This window comes from Nostoc sp. UHCC 0870 (assembly GCF_022063185.1).
GTDB lineage: Bacteria > Cyanobacteriota > Cyanobacteriia > Cyanobacteriales > Nostocaceae > Trichormus.
In genome coordinates this window covers 6,356,886-6,377,451 of sequence record NZ_CP091913.1, presented here as the reverse complement: position 1 = coordinate 6,377,451, position 20,566 = coordinate 6,356,886, and the positions used below count along the sequence as shown (strand labels likewise).

At 40.1% G+C, this 20,566-nt stretch carries 13 protein-coding genes, 3 pseudogenes and 1 CRISPR repeat array; of the genes and pseudogenes, 8 read left to right on the top strand and 8 right to left on the bottom strand.

Features of this window, described 5'->3' with window-relative positions; all coding sequences use genetic code 11:
• Window positions 1-111 precede the first annotated feature (111 nt).
• The 6 genes and pseudogenes from L6494_RS26975 to psb34 (L6494_RS26950) form a co-directional block, all read left to right on the top strand.
• Window positions 112-1,020 (top strand): annotated as a pseudogene (locus tag L6494_RS26975) (IS982 family transposase).
• 565 nt (window positions 1,021-1,585) lie between these two features.
• A pseudogene (locus L6494_RS26970) lies at window positions 1,586-2,457 on the top strand (SDR family NAD(P)-dependent oxidoreductase).
• Window positions 2,458-2,691: 234 nt separating this feature from the next.
• Entirely contained in the window at window positions 2,692-4,173 is a 1,482-nt protein-coding gene (locus L6494_RS26965) for a glycosyl hydrolase family 57 (protein ID WP_237990826.1), read from the top strand.
• Between the two features lie 96 nt (window positions 4,174-4,269).
• Window positions 4,270-6,341: direct repeats of the CRISPR family, unit length 37 nt; unit sequence GTTTCAATCCCTAATAGGGAGTTAGTGAAATTGCAAT.
• A 289-nt stretch (window positions 6,342-6,630) separates the two neighbouring features.
• The gene (locus L6494_RS26960; RefSeq protein ID WP_237990825.1) at window positions 6,631-6,861 is read left to right on the top strand and encodes a hypothetical protein; all 231 of its coding nucleotides are present in this window, start codon (window positions 6,631-6,633) and stop codon (window positions 6,859-6,861) included.
• A 141-nt stretch (window positions 6,862-7,002) separates the two neighbouring features.
• Window positions 7,003-7,926 (top strand): transposase, encoded by a 924-nt coding sequence (locus L6494_RS26955; protein WP_237988802.1) that lies wholly within the window; start codon window positions 7,003-7,005, stop codon window positions 7,924-7,926.
• 153 nt (window positions 7,927-8,079) lie between these two features.
• Window positions 8,080-8,196: pseudogene (psb34, locus tag L6494_RS26950) on the top strand (photosystem II assembly protein Psb34); the annotation flags it as partial.
• A 129-nt stretch (window positions 8,197-8,325) separates the two neighbouring features.
• Here the strand turns inward: psb34 (L6494_RS26950) and L6494_RS26945 are convergent.
• The 4 genes from L6494_RS26945 to thiO form a co-directional block, all read right to left on the bottom strand.
• Complete coding sequence (locus L6494_RS26945) at window positions 8,326-9,348, bottom strand: RNA-guided endonuclease InsQ/TnpB family protein (protein ID WP_237990824.1); 1,023 nt, start codon at window positions 9,346-9,348, stop codon at window positions 8,326-8,328.
• 408 nt (window positions 9,349-9,756) lie between these two features.
• Window positions 9,757-11,964 carry a tetratricopeptide repeat protein gene (locus L6494_RS26940; protein ID WP_237990823.1) on the bottom strand — a complete coding sequence of 736 codons (2,208 nt, stop codon included), beginning with the start codon at window positions 11,962-11,964 and terminating at the stop codon, window positions 9,757-9,759.
• Between the two features lie 297 nt (window positions 11,965-12,261).
• Window positions 12,262-12,441 carry a photosystem II assembly protein Psb34 gene (gene psb34 / locus L6494_RS26935; RefSeq protein ID WP_237990822.1) on the bottom strand — a complete coding sequence of 60 codons (180 nt, stop codon included), beginning with the start codon at window positions 12,439-12,441 and terminating at the stop codon, window positions 12,262-12,264.
• Between the two features lie 278 nt (window positions 12,442-12,719).
• A complete protein-coding gene (gene thiO / locus L6494_RS26930; RefSeq protein ID WP_237990821.1) occupies window positions 12,720-14,687 on the bottom strand; it encodes a glycine oxidase ThiO in 1,968 nt (655 codons plus the stop codon).
• Between the two features lie 359 nt (window positions 14,688-15,046).
• On the opposite strand from thiO, the gene L6494_RS26925 reads away from it, so the two are divergent.
• Entirely contained in the window at window positions 15,047-16,042 is a 996-nt protein-coding gene (locus tag L6494_RS26925; protein ID WP_237990820.1) for a sulfotransferase family protein, read from the top strand.
• Between the two features lie 101 nt (window positions 16,043-16,143).
• Here L6494_RS26925 and L6494_RS26920 read toward each other — a convergent pair whose 3' ends face one another.
• Together L6494_RS26920 and L6494_RS26915 are read right to left on the bottom strand one after the other, a co-directional pair.
• Window positions 16,144-16,605, bottom strand: a complete 462-nt coding sequence (locus L6494_RS26920; protein ID WP_237990819.1) for a hypothetical protein — start codon at window positions 16,603-16,605, stop codon at window positions 16,144-16,146.
• Between the two features lie 21 nt (window positions 16,606-16,626).
• The gene (locus L6494_RS26915) at window positions 16,627-16,965 is read right to left on the bottom strand and encodes a 2Fe-2S iron-sulfur cluster-binding protein (RefSeq protein WP_190703103.1); all 339 of its coding nucleotides are present in this window, start codon (window positions 16,963-16,965) and stop codon (window positions 16,627-16,629) included.
• A gap of 76 nt (window positions 16,966-17,041) precedes the next feature.
• Here L6494_RS26915 and cimA point away from each other — a divergent pair, with 76 nt between their 5' ends.
• Window positions 17,042-18,766, top strand: coding sequence for a citramalate synthase (gene cimA, locus L6494_RS26910; protein WP_237990818.1), 1,725 nt, complete (start codon window positions 17,042-17,044; stop codon window positions 18,764-18,766).
• Between the two features lie 101 nt (window positions 18,767-18,867).
• Here cimA and L6494_RS26905 read toward each other — a convergent pair whose 3' ends face one another.
• Both L6494_RS26905 and L6494_RS26900 read right to left on the bottom strand, forming a co-directional pair.
• Window positions 18,868-19,833 (bottom strand): sulfurtransferase, encoded by a 966-nt coding sequence (locus tag L6494_RS26905; RefSeq protein WP_237990817.1) that lies wholly within the window; start codon window positions 19,831-19,833, stop codon window positions 18,868-18,870.
• 415 nt (window positions 19,834-20,248) lie between these two features.
• Window positions 20,249-20,482, bottom strand: a complete 234-nt coding sequence (locus L6494_RS26900; RefSeq protein ID WP_237990816.1) for a hypothetical protein — start codon at window positions 20,480-20,482, stop codon at window positions 20,249-20,251.
• Between the last annotated feature and the right edge of the window lie 84 nt (window positions 20,483-20,566).

Sequence of the window (20,566 nt, the reverse complement as noted above, 5' to 3'; positions counted from 1 at the left end):
TGACAGGGTAGACAAGAGGGAGATTAACTAATGACTAATTAACCTGAGTTCGGGATAAGGAAAAGGACAGGTAGTAAGCTGAAAATAACAACAAATCCAGCAGCCTGTCCTATGTTTAGTTTAGATGCTTTGTTCTGTCATGTAGATGATTTCTGTAAAGCGTTTGAAGCGCAATGGCACAAAAAATTGTTAAATCATGGAGGAATAAAACGTTTTCGTGCTAAAAGCTTATGTTTAAGTGAAATCATGACAATTATCATCGCTTTTCATCAAAATCACTACCGGAATTTCAAGCATTTTTATTTAAATCAAGTGAAACAACAGTGGAGTTCTGCATTTCCAGGTCTTCCTTCTTATCAACGATTTATTGAATGGATGCCATCAACCTTGATACCTTTGTGTGTCTATCTGAAGCATTGTTTTGGACAATGTACAGGTATCGGTTTTATCGATTCAACTTGCTTGAAGGTATGTCATAATCGTCGGATTTCTAGGCATAAGGTGTTTGAAGGTTTAGCCGCTCGTGGCAAGACTTCTGTGGATTGGTTTTTTGGTTTTAAGCTGCATCTGGTCGTCAATGAGTTTGGTCAACTCTTAAATGTATCTCTGACTCCTGGTAATGTCGATGACCGTCAACCAGTACCCGATTTACTGAGTGGTCTGTTTGGCAAAATATTTGCCGATAGAGGTTATGTTTCACAAAAACTTGCTTCTCAACTTTTACAAGACTTCGGAATTGAATTTTTTGCCAAACCCCGTCGCAATATGAAGAATAAGCTAATGCGTCTTCATGACAAGCTTTTGTCCCGTAAACGCTCAATTATTGAGACGATTAATGACCAACTCAAAAATATTTCTCAAATTGAGCATTCCAGACATCGATAGCGAAGCGGTAGCCGGTACCCCGGCGTCAGCCCTGTTAATTTTTGCGTTAACGTTCTTTGCGGATTAATCGCTTATTGTCATCAACCTAAGAAACCTAGCCTTCAACTGGAGTGGCTTTTACCTCCTTATCTTTAACCCGAACTCAGGTTAATTACTATATTCAGTACAATTGCTGACGACAATTTGAGGAATAGTGTTCCTGAAAAATGTGTCTTTTTGATATCTTTTCTATGTTTTCTATATGACAATTTTTTGTTTTTTATAATTAAAAAATCAATTGTCAGGGGATCACAATATTTATTGCCTAGTATTCATAAAAACTTATTGCATATTCAGTAGTTTATATATAGAGTTGTAAACAAGTATTAAGAAATACTTATTAAAAAAGATTGCAAGTCATTGATTTAATTGCTAACGTGTGTAGTGACAACGATGCTGATGAACGCTCTGATTCAAGAGAGGTAAAACCTATGAGCTATATCTATTCAGCCAATTGCGGGAACAATTGATTTGCAATCTGCAATCTGCAATCTGCAAGCCATGAACAATGCAGATTAATCCAAAAATATGTTGTTGCTACAGGCTAATGGCTGTTCTGACTGGAAATTCAACTAATTATTCGTCTTCCCTGGTGTTGAGGTTTGTGCTGATTGATTGATGACGAACTGGGGTAAGAATCAGAATTTGGAGGTAAAAATCCATGAATATTCAAGGCAAAGTTGCTCTAATTACAGGGGCTTCCCGTGGGATTGGGCGAGCGATCGCTATAGAATTAGCAGAACAAGGAATACAACGATTGATTTTAGTAGCACGCGATCGCCACAAGTTAAGCGAATTAGCCCAAGAAATCGAGGCGATGGGCGTTCAAGCTACAATCTTGGCTATTGATTTAACACAAGCAACAGAGGTAAATATCGCTATTGCACAGATTTGGCGCAATGACGGCCCTATTCACCTACTAGTTAACTGTGCAGGGGTAGCTTACCAAAACTCCTTTTTGCGTTCCAAACTCCCCAAGTACAAGAAGAACTCTCTGTAAATCTATTGGGTATGTATACCCTCACCAGTCTCATAGCCAAACGCATGGTTAGCCAAAGACAGGGGACAATTATCAATGTTTCCAGCTTAATGGGGAAAGTCGCTGCACCGACAATGGCGACGTATTCAGCTACAAAGTTTGCCATTTTAGGCTTTACCCAAGCTTTGCGCCAAGAACTAGCAGAGTACAACATCCAAGTAAAAGCCTTATTACCCACCCTCACCGACACAGACATGGTGCGCGACTTGCAACTATTTCGCTGGGTGATCCCCATGACTCCGCAGCAAGTAGCCAAAGCACTAGTCATAGGATTAGAAAAAGATGCCCCAGAAATTCTAGTAGGATGGCAAAGTCATCTAGCTGTGTGGTGTCAACGTTTAGCACCGTGGTTACTGGAGTTAATTTTAAAAATCGCCGCACCACCAAAACCACAAACACTAGCAAAACCCAGCTTATTCACCAGAATCCAGCGTTTTAGTGATTTTGTGTTCTCCAGAAATATGCTCGCTTTCGTATCTCCACGTAAATCCTAATGGAAATGCACCCATGACGGAAAGCAGCCCATCACACTAATTAGCCTACACAGACAAAACCCGCCTAGTCTACGTTAACGGCAAAGGCGAACGCGGGTTGAAAGTTTACATAATCAAAATTTCTCATTCCCAGGGCTAGGTGCTATCTTACTTAAGTAAGAGTAATTTAAGTAAAGTGTTAAAAATTACGAATTACGAATTACGAATTATAAATTAGCCTTGGAGTCATCAGCAATGCTGGATTTTCCTACCACCCTTCCATCAGAAAAGATTGATGACTTACCGAACATTTCCGGCTGGGAAGCAGAGGTGACAAGAGTTGTTAACCATGACACGCCTGTATTTTTACCAACAACCAACCTCAAATTAGAAAATATCAATGCAGTATTTGCGATCGCCTTACATATGCACCAACCGACGATCCCGGCTGGGCATGATGGTAAACTCATCAGTAATCTGCAATATATGTTTGAACATCCCCAAGAAGGGGACAACCACAACGCCACACCCTTTGCTTATTGCTACAGCCGCATGGGGGATTTTATTCCCGAACTGGTAAATCAAGGTTGCAATCCCCGTGTCATGCTCGATTACTCTGGTAATCTGCTGTGGGGACTCAGCCAAATGGGACGCAACGATATTATAGACAACCTCAAGCGCATTACTTGCGATCGCACCTATCAACCCTATGTAGAATGGCTGGGGACAATGTGGGGTCATGCTGTTATACCATCTACTCCCATCTCAGATATTAAATTGCATATATTGGCATGGCAACAGCATTTTGCAGCAATTTTTGGCTGGGAAGCATTAGCGCGAGTTAAAGGATTTTCTCCGCCAGAAATGCACTTACCAAATCACCCAGATACTTTATTTGCATTTATCAAAGCACTTAAAGAATGTGGCTATCGTTGGCTACTTGTGCAAGAACATTCTGTAGAAACAATTGATGGTCAATCTCTAACTCATAAACATTTACCACATCGTTTAGTTGCTCGTAATTCCCAAGGCGAAACCATTAGTATTACTGCCTTAATTAAAACTCAAGGTTCAGATACAAAATTAGTCGCTCAGATGCAACCTTATTATGAAGCCAAAACCCTATCTCCACAAAAATTAGGAAACGTATCGATACCACCAATAGTGAGTCAAATTGGTGATGGTGAAAACGGCGGCGTAATGATGAATGAATTTCCCAGTGCTTTTAAACAAGCTTGGGGGGATATGGTAAATAACGACGGCGGTAAATCGGGAACTGTTGGAGTGTGCGGCACAGAATATTTAGAATTAATCGCCGATGCTGGTTGTAAATCAGAAAACTTTCCTGAGTGTCAACCAGTAGGACAACACCAAATATGGCAAAGAGTCAACCCAGAAAATTGTCAAACTGAAGCCGTAGAAAATGCCATCCAAGAATTAAAACAAATTAATCCAAATTTTCACATGGATGGAGCATCTTGGACAAATCATATTAGTTGGGTAAAAGGATATGAAAATGTCTTATCTCCCATGTATGAATTAAGCAGTTTATTTCATCAAAAATTTGATAATTTACTACTGAATAATTCAGAAGAATCTATTACACAAACATCTGAATACCGTCAAGCACTAGTACACAATCTTTTACTACAAACAAGTTGCTTCCGCTATTGGGGACAAGGAATGTGGACAGACTACGCGCGTGAAATTTACCAACGTGGATTTAAATTCCTCTAAATAGGGCTTGCTGAATCAACCGAAAACCTGGATTAATAGGGAGTTAGTGAAATTGCAATGCTGCTTAATAACGAATCGCTCTTACCCAAATACAAGGTTTCAATCCCTAATAGGGAGTTAGTGAAATTGCAATGCAAGCCTGAATACCCGGTAGCACGGAACTAGTACGTTTCAATCCCTAATAGGGAGTTAGTGAAATTGCAATGATACGAGTGCCAATCGGCGCGCTCCGAAGAAAAGTTTCAATCCCTAATAGGGAGTTAGTGAAATTGCAATTCTGATATTTCAGGGAATTCATTGTAGTTTGGCATGTTTCAATCCCTAATAGGGAGTTAGTGAAATTGCAATTGCCATTAATCCGAGTGGTGAAACTGGGGATGGTTGATTGGTTTCAATCCCTAATAGGGAGTTAGTGAAATTGCAATCATCCCCTACTGGGTGTATTTCTCAGGAATGGCGGTTTCAATCCCTAATAGGGAGTTAGTGAAATTGCAATAACCTTGCCAAGCCGGATACTAGTGCGACAATTGTTTCAATCCCTAATAGGGAGTTAGTGAAATTGCAATTAGCCCAAGGGCTTTTTCTGCCATTTCGACCTCTGAAGTTTCAATCCCTAATAGGGAGTTAGTGAAATTGCAATCTCCCACTCCCGCCGGAGGCAGGTACTTGCCTCCTGTTTCAATCCCTAATAGGGAGTTAGTGAAATTGCAATAGTGGGAGCAAGCCTGAATACCCGGTAGTACGGAATTAGCGGTTTCAATCCCTAATAGGGAGTTAGTGAAATTGCAATTTACGAGCGCACCCGCAGCACTTTGGATACTCTGGTTTCAATCCCTAATAGGGAGTTAGTGAAATTGCAATTCCAAAGAATACCGCCAGCAGGATTAATAATTTGCGTTTCAATCCCTAATAGGGAGTTAGTGAAATTGCAATTTCTTTCGAGCTTACTTTTGTTGATAGAATTGGCGTTTCAATCCCTAATAGGGAGTTAGTGAAATTGCAATTTTAAGAAAAATCCAGAAGATGAAGGGTTGTACCTGTTTCAATCCCTAATAGGGAGTTAGTGAAATTGCAATTTTATACGCACTGTGGCATTGGTACATAGAGCGAGTGTTTCAATCCCTAATAGGGAGTTAGTGAAATTGCAATCAAACATGAGTCCTGGTACTAAGAGTCTTTTTGTTTCAATCCCTAATAGGGAGTTAGTGAAATTGCAATCTCAATTTCGTTTAGCAGTTCTAAGCATGATAAGTTTCAATCCCTAATAGGGAGTTAGTGAAATTGCAATTTGAATTATTGTCCCCTCCTCCCGGTTCAATTTCAAGTTTCAATCCCTAATAGGGAGTTAGTGAAATTGCAATCAGACGCAGCTAGCGAATAGCCCGCCCGTTGAGCCTGTTTCAATCCCTAATAGGGAGTTAGTGAAATTGCAATCTCTGGCAACACAAGCCCAGCAGCAACTAGTAATTTTGCAGGCGTTTCAATCCCTAATAGGGAGTTAGTGAAATTGCAATCCCATGAGCTATTTCATGGTGTAGTTAGTCAGACTGCTGGTTTCAATCCCTAATAGGGAGTTAGTGAAATTGCAATTATCGACGGCATTTATGAAACTGTCTTTAATGTTGTTTCAATCCCTAATAGGGAGTTAGTGAAATTGCAATTTATGATGGGTTGTGTGTCAATCACCCATCCTGGGAGTTTCAATCCCTAATAGGGAGTTAGTGAAATTGCAATTCCCGTCGGATTGTACCGAGGAGGGTTGAAATAATGTTTCAATCCCTAATAGGGAGTTAGTGAAATTGCAATGCCAAAACATGAACAAATACTTTGCCCGTAAATAAGTTTCAATCCCTAATAGGGAGTTAGTGAAATTGCAATTTAAATGCTTGATTTATGAAGCGAATAATATCAAAAGTTTCAATCCCTAATAGGGAGTTAGTGAAATTGCAATGGATAGTGGGGTCTAAGTCTGTTAGTCCCATTTTGGGTTTCAATCCCTAATAGGGAGTTAGTGAAATTGCAATTCGCTGCACTCCAGGCTACTGTTGCTACCCACACGTTTCAATCCCTAATAGGGAGTTAGTGAAATTGCAATCATTAAACCAAATTTCCCGCAACTCTAAACTGCGGGGTTTCAATCCCTAATAGGGAGTTAGTGAAATTGCAATAGCGGTAGCTGAAAACCCACTCTGTATTAGATTTTCAAGGTTCGGGTGCGCGAATGCGACAATCATAGTATAAACCATATTATTGAAATTGGGTACAAATGGCTGAAATCTAGTCCAGATAAGGCGCGCGGGTGTTTAAGTGATTCGTATTGCTGCAAAGTATTGTACTCAGAGGAATTCAGCCATTATTTTGCCAATTGAATTTTTAACACCCACCCATCCGCGCTTTCAGCGAAGAAAATGGGTTAATAGCCGTTTGTTAATCAGGACTTGCGTCAAGTATAGATAGATGTGTGCAAAAAAGCTATATGCCAACCTGCGATCGCCTCCACACTGGGCGCAGTTCAATGGCGTACCCGCTCACAGTAGGCGTTCAGATACGCTGGGCGGTTATGCGATCGCTTCTTCTTCTCAGAAAATGCCCCAAGATAAGTGGTTCTTATTACAGTCATCTACTATTGTTTGTCAAGTTCTATTGACAGTTTGTAACAATATTGTTAAATTAGTTTACATAAAGTAACAAATACAGGAAAACATTATGTATACCACCGTTAACGAAGCAGGCGTTTTAAATAACTACGCTAATGAACCCAAAAGACATCTCCAAAATAGTATTATTCTGTGATAAAAGAACATTAAAGCGTTATTTTGACACAGAAGCATGAGCAATATACTGAATTACATTGAAGAGAATCCTAAACAAACCCAAAGGTTAATAGGTCTGGAATATGAACAGTTACAACAATTAATCATAAATGGGGAAAGATTATATCATGAAAAAAAAGCTTTACTGGAATCTAAGAAAGTGAGAATTATTGCTGGTGGAGGAGGTCGGAAACCAAAATTATCTATTTCTGAACAAATCATTTTAACTTTAGTGTATCTCCGACATCTGACAACCTTTCAACTTCTAGGTATTCAGTTTGAAGTAAGTGAGTCTACAGCCAACGATACGTTTAACTATTGGTTGCCTAACTTGCGAGAATTACTGCCATCAAGTTTGCTTGAACAAGTAAAAAAAAACGCTTCTGACTATGAAGTAGTAAAAGAAATGCTCACAGAATATGAATTAATAGTAGATAGCTATGAACAAGTCAGAGAAAGACCTAGAGACAATGATGAACAAAAGAAATATTTTTCAGGTAAGAAGAGTAATCATACATTTAAAACTCAAATGATTATTTTACCTGATGCTAGTGATATCGTTGATGTTGTGGCAGGTGAACCTGGTCCAAAAAGCGATATAACTTTGTTCCGAGAATATCGTTCAGAGTTTGATGCCAAACAAAGATTTAAAGGAGATAAGGCATATCTTGGAGAAGATTTAATTACAACTCCAATTAAGAAACCAAGAAATCAAGAACTAACAACTGAACAGAAAGAACAGAACAAAATATTTTCATCTAAACGAATCTTTGTTGAACATCGAATACGGTCAGTCAAAATCTTTCGAGTTGTCCAAGAGAGATTTAGGTTAAATACCCGCAAATATAAGCAAGTAATTTTGACGATTTGTGGGCTAGTAAGGTTACGGATTCGAGGGCTAATATTACCATTAGAAATATCAGCTATATCATCAGGTTAAAATTATCGCATATAACTAGATATTTTTGCCTAATTATCAACAGCAAATATCTCAAAGTCTTATTTCATCGTACAGAATAGCTAATTTAAGATGATTGCATTTAGTGGCTACAGCCTAGCCAAACAAAGGCTTTGACTGTTTTCGGAGATGTCTAAAATGTACTACGCCACCTACCCCAACCAAGAGCAGCAACGTCAATATGCTTTGCAGGGTGCGTTTGCTACATTGCTCGTCACAACTTTAGTTTTGGTTGCTTTAGGCATTAGCTAAGATTTTTAGATTTCGGTATCGCTGTATGTCATCGTAATTCGGACTTCTGCTATATAAATCCTAGACAAGTCTAGACATTTATTTCTTACTTCACTGGGAGCATGGGAGCAGCTATCCCTCCATAAGCTTTCAAGGTTTAGCCAACCTCGATAAATTGATTGCTGCGTTTAAATCCCTGTCCATTGAATGACCACAACTACCACAGTTGTAGGTTCTTTCTTTGAGTGGCATATCTTGAATATGTCCACAATTGGAACAGGTTTTACTGGATGGATACCAGCGATCTGCAATAATTATTTCACAACCAAACTTTTTAGCTTTATATTCCAACTGCCTTTTGAACTCATGGAAACTACAATCAGCAATGACTTGGGACAATTTATGGTTAAATAACATCCCCGAAACGTTTAAATCTTCTACTACTATTTTTGCGTGGTTTTTGCATAAGAAAGTAGTGATTTTGTGAAGAGTATCTTTTCGGAGATTTGCTACCCTAGAATGATGTTTAGCGAGTTGAATTTTAGCTTTATATCGGTTGTTAGACACTTTGTTTTTTCTGGCAAACCTTCTAGATAATCTTCTCAGTTTTTCTAGATTAGTTTTGTAATGCTTGGGATTAGGAAAAACAACACCTGTAGAGAGTGTTGCCAGTTCCTTGACACCTAAATCAACGCCAACAACATCGTGTTGCTTAACGGTTGGTTCATGTTTCTGCTCGTAAGCGAAGGCAATAAACCAACTATCAGCAGTGCGTGATATTGTGATTGATTTACAAGTAGTATGAGGTAAAATCTCGTAAGTTCTTACCCATCCAATTGTAGGTAGCTTTATTGATTTACCGCCAACGGGAATAGGTTTCCCACTAGCATCAATAGTGAAAGCGTCGTGATGTCCTTTCTTTTTAAAGTTAGGATATCCACCTTTTCCACTAAAGAATCTAGAGAAAGAATCACCAAGATTATCAAAGGCGTATTGAGTTATTTTCTGACAAATACCAGTTTCTTTAATCCAGGTAAATTCTGGTTTAAGGTGGTTGTTAAAGAACTTTTTCAGGAGATATTTGTTAGGCTTTAATCCATCTTTATAAAGGTTGTTCCAAGTAGCAAGACCCCAATTATAAGTAAACCTCGCAATACCAGCGTGTTTACTCATGATTATTTTTTGGTCTTGACTTAGTTTTAGCTTTGTTTTGATGGATAAAAGCATTTGACACGACCTTTTCAAATGTGGTATTGAAGCATACTACACGTAGTATGTAAGCAAGTCAATATGTTTGGTAAAACAATATATGGTGAACCAAAAAAACTTTAACGCTTACAAAATCAGCGTTAGAGTGGTTGGAGAAGATGCTCCCTTGAATGAAACGCTAATAGCTTAAGTGATGCTATCGAGAAAATGTTTAGAGAGCCATCAATATTTGACCACGATTGTCTATTTATGTCTAGTAAATTGGTTACTAGTGATTAGCTCCTATCAACCTCGGTTAATTTCGCCGGGGTTTTTTGCTGGGATTGAGACGAGGGAGCGATTGTTAGGCTTTCCTCCAGAACCAAACTCTCACTACAACTTCGGTAAAATTTCTGCTAGCAAATGTCCAGGTACTTTAGATAAAGCCAAATTTTGTCCTTGGATACCTAATTCATTATGAAAAGCACGGACTGTTTTTACCACATAAGCGAAAGTCGTTTGATAAGCTTCCGGTTGTTTGCTCAAACCATTTAAGGCTAGCAAATGATTATCTAAAGCAGCTTCTAGATGTTGCGATCGCACTGCTTTATCCCCATTAAAAGTATTATCAGTAACTAACTGATAATGAGCAAGCCCCAAATTATTGTAAGTAGCAAATAAATCAAAGCTTAAAGCCGAACTACCGAGAGAATTAGCCAAAGCAACGGCTTCTTCATAAGCATGAATACATAGTTGCAATAAATTTTGCCGTGCTTCTTTAGGAGTCTGAGCAAAGTTCGCCAAATGCCAATAAGCTGTACCCAGATTATTTTGTGTCGCAGCACAAGCACTAGGAACATGAGCCGGAGTCCGATATTTTAAAGCTTCACTGTAAACATCAATCGCCAACTGGAGATTTTCCCCTGGTTGTTCATACTGAGCCAAATTCCAGTAGGCTGTACCGATGTTATTTTGAATCATCCCATACTTAAGCGGTTCGGCTTGGGGACTGTAATGAGCCAATGCTTCTTGATAAGCTGCGATCGCTTTCTTTAAATGTACAACTGGTTGATTGTATTGTGCTAAGTGCCAGTAAGCCGTACCTAAATTATTTTGGCAAGCCGCATACTTCAAAGGATCTGATTCTACTGTCCTGTAGTGCAAGGCTTCGCTATAAGCTAAAACTGCTTGTTGCCAATTCTCCCCCGGACTAGCAAACTTTGCTAAATCACCATAGGCTGTCCCCAAATTATTTTGCACCCGTGCATAAGTATCTAAATGCGTCTCTGGGGAAATCATTTTTAAAGCCAATTTATAAAACTCAATTCCCTGTTCTATATAATTTTTCCCTTGCTCTATATTGGGTGGCGTGCGATACAACATCCAATAGAGTGTACCTAAGTCATTTAAAGTATCTGGCAGTTGTGGCAAATTTTCATCGTAAGTAATTGCCTCTTGATAAGCAAGAATTGCCACCATTAAGTTTTCTAAAGTTGACTGTCCCTGCTCAATGTGCAGGCGATAGATATTACCCAGTTGGTGATAAGCAGCCGCTAGCATTTCTCCAGCCGCTTTTTGTGAGTGTAGTTTTTCAATCTCCAAAAGCAGTTCTTGTGGTTGCCACTCACCTTCACTCTGTGTATGAGTTATGGTGTTCATCGTGGCTAATACTAGGTCTATCAACTCTTGATTCACATGAGAAAATGCAGATAGAGATGATTTCTCAACTTGATTAGACCTGATTTCTGGTTGTTTTTGCTTATTGATTAATTCTTTGGGAATTGAGGCTGAAGAATCATCTTTTAAATTTGTGGAATTAGCTAGTGTTTGTGCTGCGAAGTCTAGCTCATTCTTAAACTCAAGTTCTGTTTCGGCTGTAGTTCTAACCTCTGTTTCTATATCTAAATCATCTAACATGGACTGCTCAAGATTCCCTAAGTTCAAACTTTGGGAACGGGGAAAACGCTCTGGATGAGATGTATTTTGTGTTGTGGGTGTGGGTTCTCCAGCAAATACAAACACACCAGTCCGCCAACGCCAAAACTGTGGTGCTGACTGTTGAATAGCCGACAACCAAGGACGCGATACCCACAACAGCACACTAGATTCTAGAAATCGGCTCGATTCCTGAGCCGAAAAATACTCTTCGCTTAAGCGTAAATAATGTAAAAATAACCGTTGACTCGCCACTGATTGTTTAGTCAACTGTTCAACACCCACAATTTGAAATGTCGGTATTGGTAAAGGTCTTCCAGGAGTATCCTTAGATGCACCCACTACTGGTGGTGGATAATCATTCAGCCATTGATTAATTTGCTCTATAGGATTTGGCTCATTTAAATTTAAGCGCAATGTAACTAATCGCGGATAAGCTGGAGTGCTACTTTCCTGTCCATCAGCTGGCTGATATAGAACTTGTCCCACTGGATAAGCCAACGTAGAATGCAATCGGGCAGCAACTTGATTTCTTAAGTGTAAATCATCACATACAGCCAAAAAAATCTGCCGCCGTAAACCAAGACTCAGGGCAAGTTTTAGGCGGTGATATACTTGCCGATTCCAAGCAGAATTATCGGAGTGTGCAGTATCATTCACTCTCATGGAAGCTCAACGGCCAAGGTACAACCAAAATTAGTTTAGACTTTCTACAAGGTGCATCAAAGCAATGTTAATGTCTAAACTATGACTATGAACAAGTGGATATTACTATAATCAGGATAAAACTATACTAAATTTCCTACTTTTTATCTTGATTTATGAAGTTTTCATGAATACACTTATATCAAATAGTTTTTTAGTCTCTATAAAAAATCTTAACAAAAGATAAAAAAGCAGGCTTCTAGAGAAAGAAACCTGAAATACAGACAAAAGACAAGTTTTCAATCAAATTTTGTCTTTTCAACTGACATGAGAAACAGAGAAGGCGACAAAAATTAAACCACCAACCAAAATCGAGGCAGCAGCTCCTAAAATGATATAGTTTCGCTTCTGTGTGGCTGTAGGAGGTTCTGCTTGATAAACCTTTGGCTCTTTAGCAAAATTATTTAAAAGTCCGCCTTCTTCGCTGGTATAGGGCATGAATTAATTCCTTGCGCTAAATCTTTTATCTAATCTTATAAAGATACATATCTAATGCTCATCGAATTAGATATAAATCTTTACATTACTCAATAATCCTTATTACAGGTATATTCTCATGAGGCAGTATCTACAAGTTACTAGCAGATTCAACAATTTTACGTGGATCTACTACTGTGACACCAGATATATCTGAGAAATCATTTGGATTAAGAGTGAGTTGATCTATTTCTTGCTTCAGAGTATCTCGGAGCATAGCTTATAGTTAGTATTACCTTTTAACTAATCGTACCAGTCAGAGGAGAACTAGCACTGGCGTTGGTTCTGATGGGCATTCTTCCAGCTAAATAGGCTAGACGACCGGCTTGTGTGGCTAAATTCATCGCGCGTGCCATTGCTACGGGATTTTGAGCTAATGCGATCGCACTATTAATTAACAACGCATCTGCCCCTAATTCCATTGCTTGAGACGCTTCTGAGGGTGCGCCAATACCAGCGTCTACAACTACAGGTATTTTGGCATTTTCAATAATAATCTGAATATTCGCCGTTGTTTTTAACCCTTGTCCCGAACCAATGGGAGAAGCTAACGGCATGACAGTCGCACAGCCTGCCTCTTCTAAGCGTTTGGCTAGCATAGGGTCAGCGTTAATATATGGCAACACCGCAAAACCTTCTTTTACCAGTTGTTCGGCGGCTTGGAGTGTGCCAATTGGATCAGGTAGTAAATATTTCGGGTCTGGGATGACTTCTAACTTGATAAAATTATTATCTTCCTGTCCCAATAGCTTCGCCATTTCTCGTCCCAAACGCGCCACCCGAATCGCTTCTTCTGCGGTTTGACAACCTGCTGTATTGGGCAACATCCAGATTTTTGACCAATCTAATGCTTCCGCTAAACCTTCATGTCCTGGTGCTTTAGTTTGTACCCGGCGCACTGCTACAGTGACTATTTGGCAACCACTAGCCTCTACACTTCGCTGCATATCTTCGATGCTGCGATATTTGCCTGTTCCCGTCATCAAACGGGAATGAAAGGTTTTACCAGCGATGATGAGTGTTGAGTCATGAGTGAGTGCTGAGTTCTGGGTGCTGAGTTCTGAGTGGGGAGTGGGGATTGAGGGGTGGATACGCATTGTGGTAGGGGTAGATGGCTGTTTTTGACAGCGTGAATAGTGGAAATGGTTCAGGAGAGGGTCAGATTTTTGTTCCCAGACTAAATCAGCAATGAGTTGGGCGGTGATGGGTGCAAGTAAGATACCGTTGCGGTAATGACCTGTAGCCAAGGTGAGATTTGCACAGTGGCTAGTTCCTAATATGGGAGATTCATCAGGCGTTTCGGGGCGAAATCCCCACCAAAATTCTTGAATCGGATAGTGCTGTAATTGCGGATATAAGCGAATTGCTCCTTGAAGTAACTTTTGAATGCCAGCCGGGGTGTTATGGGGAGTAAAGCCCACATCTTCGCTAGTTGCCCCAATAATAATAGAACGATTACGCCTGGGTACGATGTAAGTATTCTCTCCAAATAACACCCGCTTTAAGGGCAGTTCTGGGACAAACTCAGGGACTCTTACACTCAACATTTGTCCTTTGCGGGGAAATACGGGCAATGGTATTAATTCATTTGCCCAAGCACCCGTAGCCAAAACATAATGGTCAGCGCGAATTACTCCTGTGTTGGTTTGAACACCTACAACCTGTCCCTGTTGCTGTAGGAAGGCTTCTACTGCAATACCATCCTTGAGTTCCACACCCAAAGACTCAGCCGCCGCCCGCAATACACGAACTAAAGCCCGATTATCAACTTGGGCATCCTCTGGATACCACCAACCGCCAACTACATCTGTTCCCAATCCTGGCTGATATTGATGGATAGCAGTTTGGTCTAACCAGTATGCAGGCGAATTTTCTCTGCTCCCCTGCGCCTCTGCTCCCCTATCCCCCTGCTGTTCATAAACCGGGGCTAAAATCCCGCAAGCCCAGTAACCAGTATTTAAACCTGTTAAATCTGCTAATTTTTGCGTCCAGTCTGGATATAATGAGCGCGATCGCCAGCACAAAGACTTAATGGACTCATCAGTGATTTTTTCCGCATCTGGGGCTAACATCCCGGCGGCGGCGTGGGAAGCAGCAGCTTGAAAATCACGACAAAGCACGGTGACATTTGCCCCGCGTAACTTCAATTCAACGGCGATCGCCAAACCAATAACGCCGCCACCAATAATTACAATCTCACTAGTCATTAGTCATTAGTCATTTATCATTAGCTATTTACTATTACTACATAACTAATGAATCATAACTTTTGATCAACTACTATAGCGACTCTCATCTCAGTAAGGTACAGGAAGAGTTTATTTTTAGCTGTTGAGATGTGGGCGATCACTTGTAAGTAAAAGAGTTATTGCTTCCAGCACTGCACTGCACCCAATCTCTTCCGACGGGCGCAAGCACCATCACTATCGCCCTAATTCTAAGTTTGCTCTTCTAATGAGTGTAGGTTTTGTGGTATAATTTAGTCACTATAATTACCTGTAATCAGGACAGTGTGTGAAATGTGTCACTTCTAACAGGAATTATTAATTGAAGACAAACGTGTAATATGGCAAAGATAGAAACAGAAGCAAAGCGATTAGTTAACACTAAATCTACTCCTGATACAAAACACTTAGATTTACTAGATAAAATTGATTTTAATCCCGTTTTTATTATGGCAGAACATCGTTCTGGCACAACAGTTTTGTATCAGACATTGGTAAAAACCCAGTCTTTCAACTTTATTAAGGCTTATCATGTCATAAAATATAATGAAATTTTGTCCAATTATTTAAACAACAAGGAAGATCAGGCTTGCCAAGACTTGCTAGAACTACTTGTATCATTAGGAGTTAAGGATCGCGTAATTGATAACGTAGAGGTAACTCCAAATTTACCAGAGGAGTATGGATTTATTCTCCAGAATTGTGGATATCAATTTCATTTGAATCCTGACAATCTACATATCTTTAAAGAGTTATGCAAGAAGATTCAATTCATATCTGATACCAATAGACCACTATTGCTCAGTAATCCCTGGTGCTATCAACACTTCATGTATGTTAAAAGTGTTTTTCCACAAGCTAAATTCATATTCATTCACAGACATCCAATTCATGTCATAAATTCCAAGTTAAAAGCAGAACGCTCTATGTTATCTAATAGAAATGAATATGCTAATTTAGTTTCTAATAGATATCAAGATACATTCAAAAACTCTTTTAAACGCTGGTATCACCAGCTATTATATTCATCATACTTTGATTTAGGATTACGTCGATTCACTCGCAGTGCTGTTACATCAACAACCTACTTCTTGCAAAATATTGATGCTTTGTCTCAAACAGATTATGTGTCGATTACTTATGAAGAACTATGTAATGCACCAGAGATAACTATATTCAAGATTTTAGAATTTTTAGGTTTAGAGGCAAAAGACACCTTAGATTATAAGAGCTTAATTCAACCAAGACCGCTAAAATTATTACCAGAGATAGTGCGTAACTATGATGAAATTCGTGAACAACTTAAACCATATTTTGTGTACCACAAGTATGTGTGAACTACCCCGCCTTGCTTACGCTGAAGACGGGGCTTCCAATAAGAGGGGATACAAGGGAAAGGGAGAAGTTTTCACCCAAATACCCAATCCCCCATCCCCAATTACCACAAAGCGCGAATAGGTTCTCGATTTGTGTTACCGGATGAAGTATTTGTTGATTGTACTTCCCTAGCTGTATCTGAAGTATTGTTATTGTCAGAAGATGAAAATGATTCGTTGTTAGCGTTACTTTGAGCTACGTTTGTTTGGCTTGTGGATCGGCGATCCTCTTGGGTAACATTGCCTCTCTCTTCATTAGTGTTATCACTAGCATTATCATTTGTGTTGAAATCTTCTTGAGCTACATTATTTCTGTTTTCAGGTGTAGTAGCATTACTCCTACCTTTACTGGGTGCGGAGCTATTAACATTAATGTTGGCTGGCAACACTTTTGATGCTTTATCACCTGGGGCGTTGCTACTAAGTTTTTGTGCTTCACCCATTGGAAAGTTAATCCCTAGCAATGTACCCATTAAAATCGCCACGCCTCCAGCCATCAAAACTAGCGGTGTCCATCTGCCCATCTTGGTTTTCTCCTTTTTAACCTAACCTTCTGTTTGCCACACGATTTGAGAACCTTGACCCCAAAATCCGTCAAATTTAGTTACTTTTACATCGCCTAGTACTTGAGTCTGACAGGCTAAACGCAGGTCTTTTGTAGGAGAATGGGGAGGAAGCGATCGCCGCGTTTGATCACGCCAATTCGCTACTGACACCTCACCTTCTACTTTAACCGCACAGGTTCCACAACTACCAATTCCTCGACAGTTTATTAGCCTAGCACCGCCATTGTAGAGGTCGATACCATTTTTTAGCAGAATTTCGCGTAAATTAGCTCCGCTATTACACTCAATTGTCCGACCCTGAGCTAGTACCCTAGGCATATTCTAAATACCAAATAGACTTTTTGTTGTATCTTTGCACATTGCCTTTCAAGTTGTATCCACGAGTTTTAGTTTTATGACCACAAATCCCTCACCCCATATTTGGCTTTATGACACCACTCTACGGGATGGCACTCAGCGCGAAGGGTTATCAGTTTCCATAGAAGACAAGCTACGCATTGCTTATAGACTTGACCAATTAGGAGTTCCTTTTATTGAAGGCGGTTGGCCTGGGGCTAACCCTAAGGATGTTAAATTTTTCTGGCAACTACAAGAGAATCCGCTTAAACAATCAGAAATTGTGGCATTTTGTTCAACTCGTCGTCCTCATACTAATGCCGCCGATGAACCAATGCTACAAGCTATTCTGACTGCGGGGACTCGCTGGGTCACAATTTTTGGCAAATCGTGGGATTTACACGTCACATCAGGTCTAAAAACTACTTTAGAAGAAAATCTGGCGATGATCCGCGATACTATCGAGTTTTTTCGCGCTCAAGGGCGACGGGTAATTTACGATGCCGAACACTGGTTTGATGGCTACAAGCATAATCAAGATTATGCTTTACAGACATTAGAGGCAGCAATGGCAGCTGGTGCTGAATGGCTAGTCCTCTGTGATACTAATGGCGGGACTTTACCTCACGAAGTTAGTCAAGTTGTTCAAGATGTAGTTAATTCAGTGCTGAGTTATGAGTACCGAGTGACGAGTGGGGAATCTCACTCAAAACTCAGCACTCAGCACCGGCTAAACGCCGCGCTACCGCTAACAGAACTACTTCATCACCAGTCCCCAATTCCCCAAATCGGTATTCATACTCATAATGATTCAGATACAGCGATCGCCAATGCCCTAGCAGCAGTTATGGCAGGGGCAACAATGGTACAAGGCACAATTAACGGTTACGGTGAAAGGTGTGGCAATGCTAACCTATGTTCACTTATTCCTAATTTACAGCTGAAACTGGGCTATAGTTGTATCCCTGAACACCAGCTGCATCAACTTGCAGAAGCTAGTCATTTTGTCAGTGAAGTAGTTAACTTAGCCCCTGATGAACACGCACCGTTTGTAGGACGTTCGGCTTTTGCCCATAAAGGTGGTATTCATGTCTCGGCTGTGGAACGGAATCCGCTTACTTACGAACACATTCAGCCAGAACAAGTAGGAAATCGCCGCCGCATTGTCATTTCTGAACAGTCGGGTATCAGTAATGTGTTAGCTAAGGCGCGTACTTTGGGAATTGAGCTTGACAAGCAATCCCCAGAGGCTAGGCAAATTCTCCAGCGTCTCAAAGAATTAGAAAGTGAAGGGTATCAATTTGAGGCGGCTGAGGCTAGTTTTGCTCTGTTAGTGTACGAAGCTTTAGGCGATCGCCAGAAATTTTTTGAGATTAAGGGTTTCCAAGTCCACTGTGATTTAGTGGAGGGGAACGAAACTAGTAATGCTCTAGCTACAGTGAAATTAGCTGTGAATGGTGAAAATAAATTAGAAGCCGCCGAAGGAAATGGCCCTGTCGCTGCGTTAGATGCAGCTTTACGCAAAGCTTTGATGAATTTCTATCCTCAAATCGCCAACTTTGAGCTAACAGATTACAAAGTGCGGATTCTCAACGGAAATCGGGGAACAGCATCCAAAACCCGTGTTTTAGTAGAATCTGGTAATGGTTCTCAACGCTGGACAACTATCGGAGTTTCAACAAATATCTTGGCAGCTTCCTATCAAGCAGTGGTCGAGGGTTTAGAGTATGGTTTATTACAAGAGTTGATAAGTAAAACCCCCGTTACTTATCGGACTGTATAAAAGTTATTCACCCCACTTATGATATCGGCTTCCCGAAGAGTACATATATTTTCGGGACTCCGACCCATTTGTCAATTACGAATTACGAATTAGCTAGTAACTTAGCTTACCTGTTCTGGACCAGTAGCCACAGGTACGTCCGATTGAGTGCTGTACTCAGTCCAAGAACCTTCATAAACCCGAACTTTGGGATAACCCAGCAAATACTTTAACACCATATATTGTAGAGTTGCTTCCTGCCCTGTGCTGCAACTAACAATAATGTCATCGGCTGGAGTAATTTTTTTGTCAGCTAGGATTTGTTTGATTTCATCCAAAGATTTGAATTTGTGAAGATTTTCAGGATCTGTAAAGCTAGTCCAAGGAATATTTCGCGCACCAGGAATGTGTCCATTGCGTACCCAAAGCTTTTCCTTTCCTTGGAATAAATCTGGGGGTCTAGCGTCTATGAATGTAATACCTTTGTTGCCAATCAGTTTTCTCACTTCACTTAATGAGACACGCACAGCAGGATTATACTTGACTGTGAATTTACCTACTTTATATTTGGGAAATTCCTTCGTTACTGGCTGAGATGCGGCTGCGTAACCTTTATAACCTCCATCTAATACAGCTATATTCTTCACTCCAGAACGTTCTAGCAAATAAGCTACCATCGTTGCACCTAAGACATCTATGCCATCAGAGTAAACGAGGACACGGCTATTATTTGTTACTCCTGAATTAGCAAATATTTCTCCTAATCTTTGATTGTCCCAATATTGCACCGGTAGACCTTCCTTGGGGCCACGAAAGGCTTTATCAGGAATATTGACTGCTCCAGGTAAGTGACCAGCTACATATTCTAGAGCTGCATTCCGCACATCCAAAATTCTGAGATTGGGGTCTTTAGCATTCTCCGCCACCCAATTAGGCGAAACAAACTGAATCTTAGTGCTAGATGGAGTTCCCCAGGCTGGCAAATGCAACATGGGAGTGATTAACAAACAAGCACAAATTGCTACGCCTAAAGCAAATAGTTTATTTTTTTGAAACTTTGCCCCAAAAAATTCCTGTGTTTTCATCATTTTGTTTAGCTGTCCACATATTACTAATGAAACCTGCCAGATGTAAGTCACACCTAGCAGCAGGTAAGTTGCTTGATCCGCAGAATTTACTCCAATTTAAGCGATAAACAATCTTTTGGATGTGTATATAAGAATTCCATATACGCAAGCGGAATATAAGTGCTAAAAATGCCAGAGGCATAAGTACCTAAAGAGATTTCTTCGTTTGTAGTTCGATTAATCAGCTCAATTTCCGGCAACCCATCCAGGATAGGTTGCCGGAACATATATTTCATAAATCAAATACCAGTACGCTCATCCAATTCGGATGGCAGCACTTTACAATCTACAATGAGATTTTCCACCTATATAAGCTAAATCTCAATTCACCTCAATAAAGATGAAACTTTTTTTATCAGGACTGTCTCCTGCCGCTTCAAGTAAAACTCTCCCAAGCTTGACTCACTAATTTACTCAGCCAACGCCGTTGTTGCTGGTCTAACAAAGGGTCATCGGCTAGTAACTGTGCTGTTAATTCTTCTAAAGATTGCCCTTGGGAACGGACGATTCTAATCACTCCAGCGATCGCAGAGGCAACTAATTCTTCATCTACAGGCTTTTGTTTTAAAGCAAAAATTTCTTGGGGACTGTCTGGAATGGGATAATTCATGGCGTGGGTTTATCAAAGTTACAAAATGGAAAAAAAATTGAAAAATTATTAAAAATTCTTTACTGAATCTTTATGAAAACCGAT

What these genes read in the sequence shown, in the direction of transcription:
- L6494_RS26965 (WP_237990826.1), top strand. Translation starts at nt 2,692, where the DNA reads ATGCTGGATTTTCCTACCACCCTTCCATCAGAAAAGATTGATGACTTA.
- L6494_RS26960 (WP_237990825.1), top strand. Translation starts at nt 6,631, where the DNA reads ATGTGTGCAAAAAAGCTATATGCCAACCTGCGATCGCCTCCACACTGG.
- L6494_RS26955 (WP_237988802.1), top strand. Translation starts at nt 7,003, where the DNA reads ATGAGCAATATACTGAATTACATTGAAGAGAATCCTAAACAAACCCAA.
- L6494_RS26945 (WP_237990824.1), bottom strand. Translation starts at nt 9,348, where the DNA reads ATGAGTAAACACGCTGGTATTGCGAGGTTTACTTATAATTGGGGTCTT.
- L6494_RS26940 (WP_237990823.1), bottom strand. Translation starts at nt 11,964, where the DNA reads ATGAGAGTGAATGATACTGCACACTCCGATAATTCTGCTTGGAATCGG.
- psb34 (WP_237990822.1), bottom strand. Translation starts at nt 12,441, where the DNA reads ATGCCCTATACCAGCGAAGAAGGCGGACTTTTAAATAATTTTGCTAAA.
- thiO (WP_237990821.1), bottom strand. Translation starts at nt 14,687, where the DNA reads ATGACTAGTGAGATTGTAATTATTGGTGGCGGCGTTATTGGTTTGGCG.
- L6494_RS26925 (WP_237990820.1), top strand. Translation starts at nt 15,047, where the DNA reads ATGGCAAAGATAGAAACAGAAGCAAAGCGATTAGTTAACACTAAATCT.
- L6494_RS26920 (WP_237990819.1), bottom strand. Translation starts at nt 16,605, where the DNA reads ATGGGCAGATGGACACCGCTAGTTTTGATGGCTGGAGGCGTGGCGATT.
- L6494_RS26915 (WP_190703103.1), bottom strand. Translation starts at nt 16,965, where the DNA reads ATGCCTAGGGTACTAGCTCAGGGTCGGACAATTGAGTGTAATAGCGGA.
- cimA (WP_237990818.1), top strand. Translation starts at nt 17,042, where the DNA reads ATGACCACAAATCCCTCACCCCATATTTGGCTTTATGACACCACTCTA.
- L6494_RS26905 (WP_237990817.1), bottom strand. Translation starts at nt 19,833, where the DNA reads ATGATGAAAACACAGGAATTTTTTGGGGCAAAGTTTCAAAAAAATAAA.
- L6494_RS26900 (WP_237990816.1), bottom strand. Translation starts at nt 20,482, where the DNA reads ATGAATTATCCCATTCCAGACAGTCCCCAAGAAATTTTTGCTTTAAAA.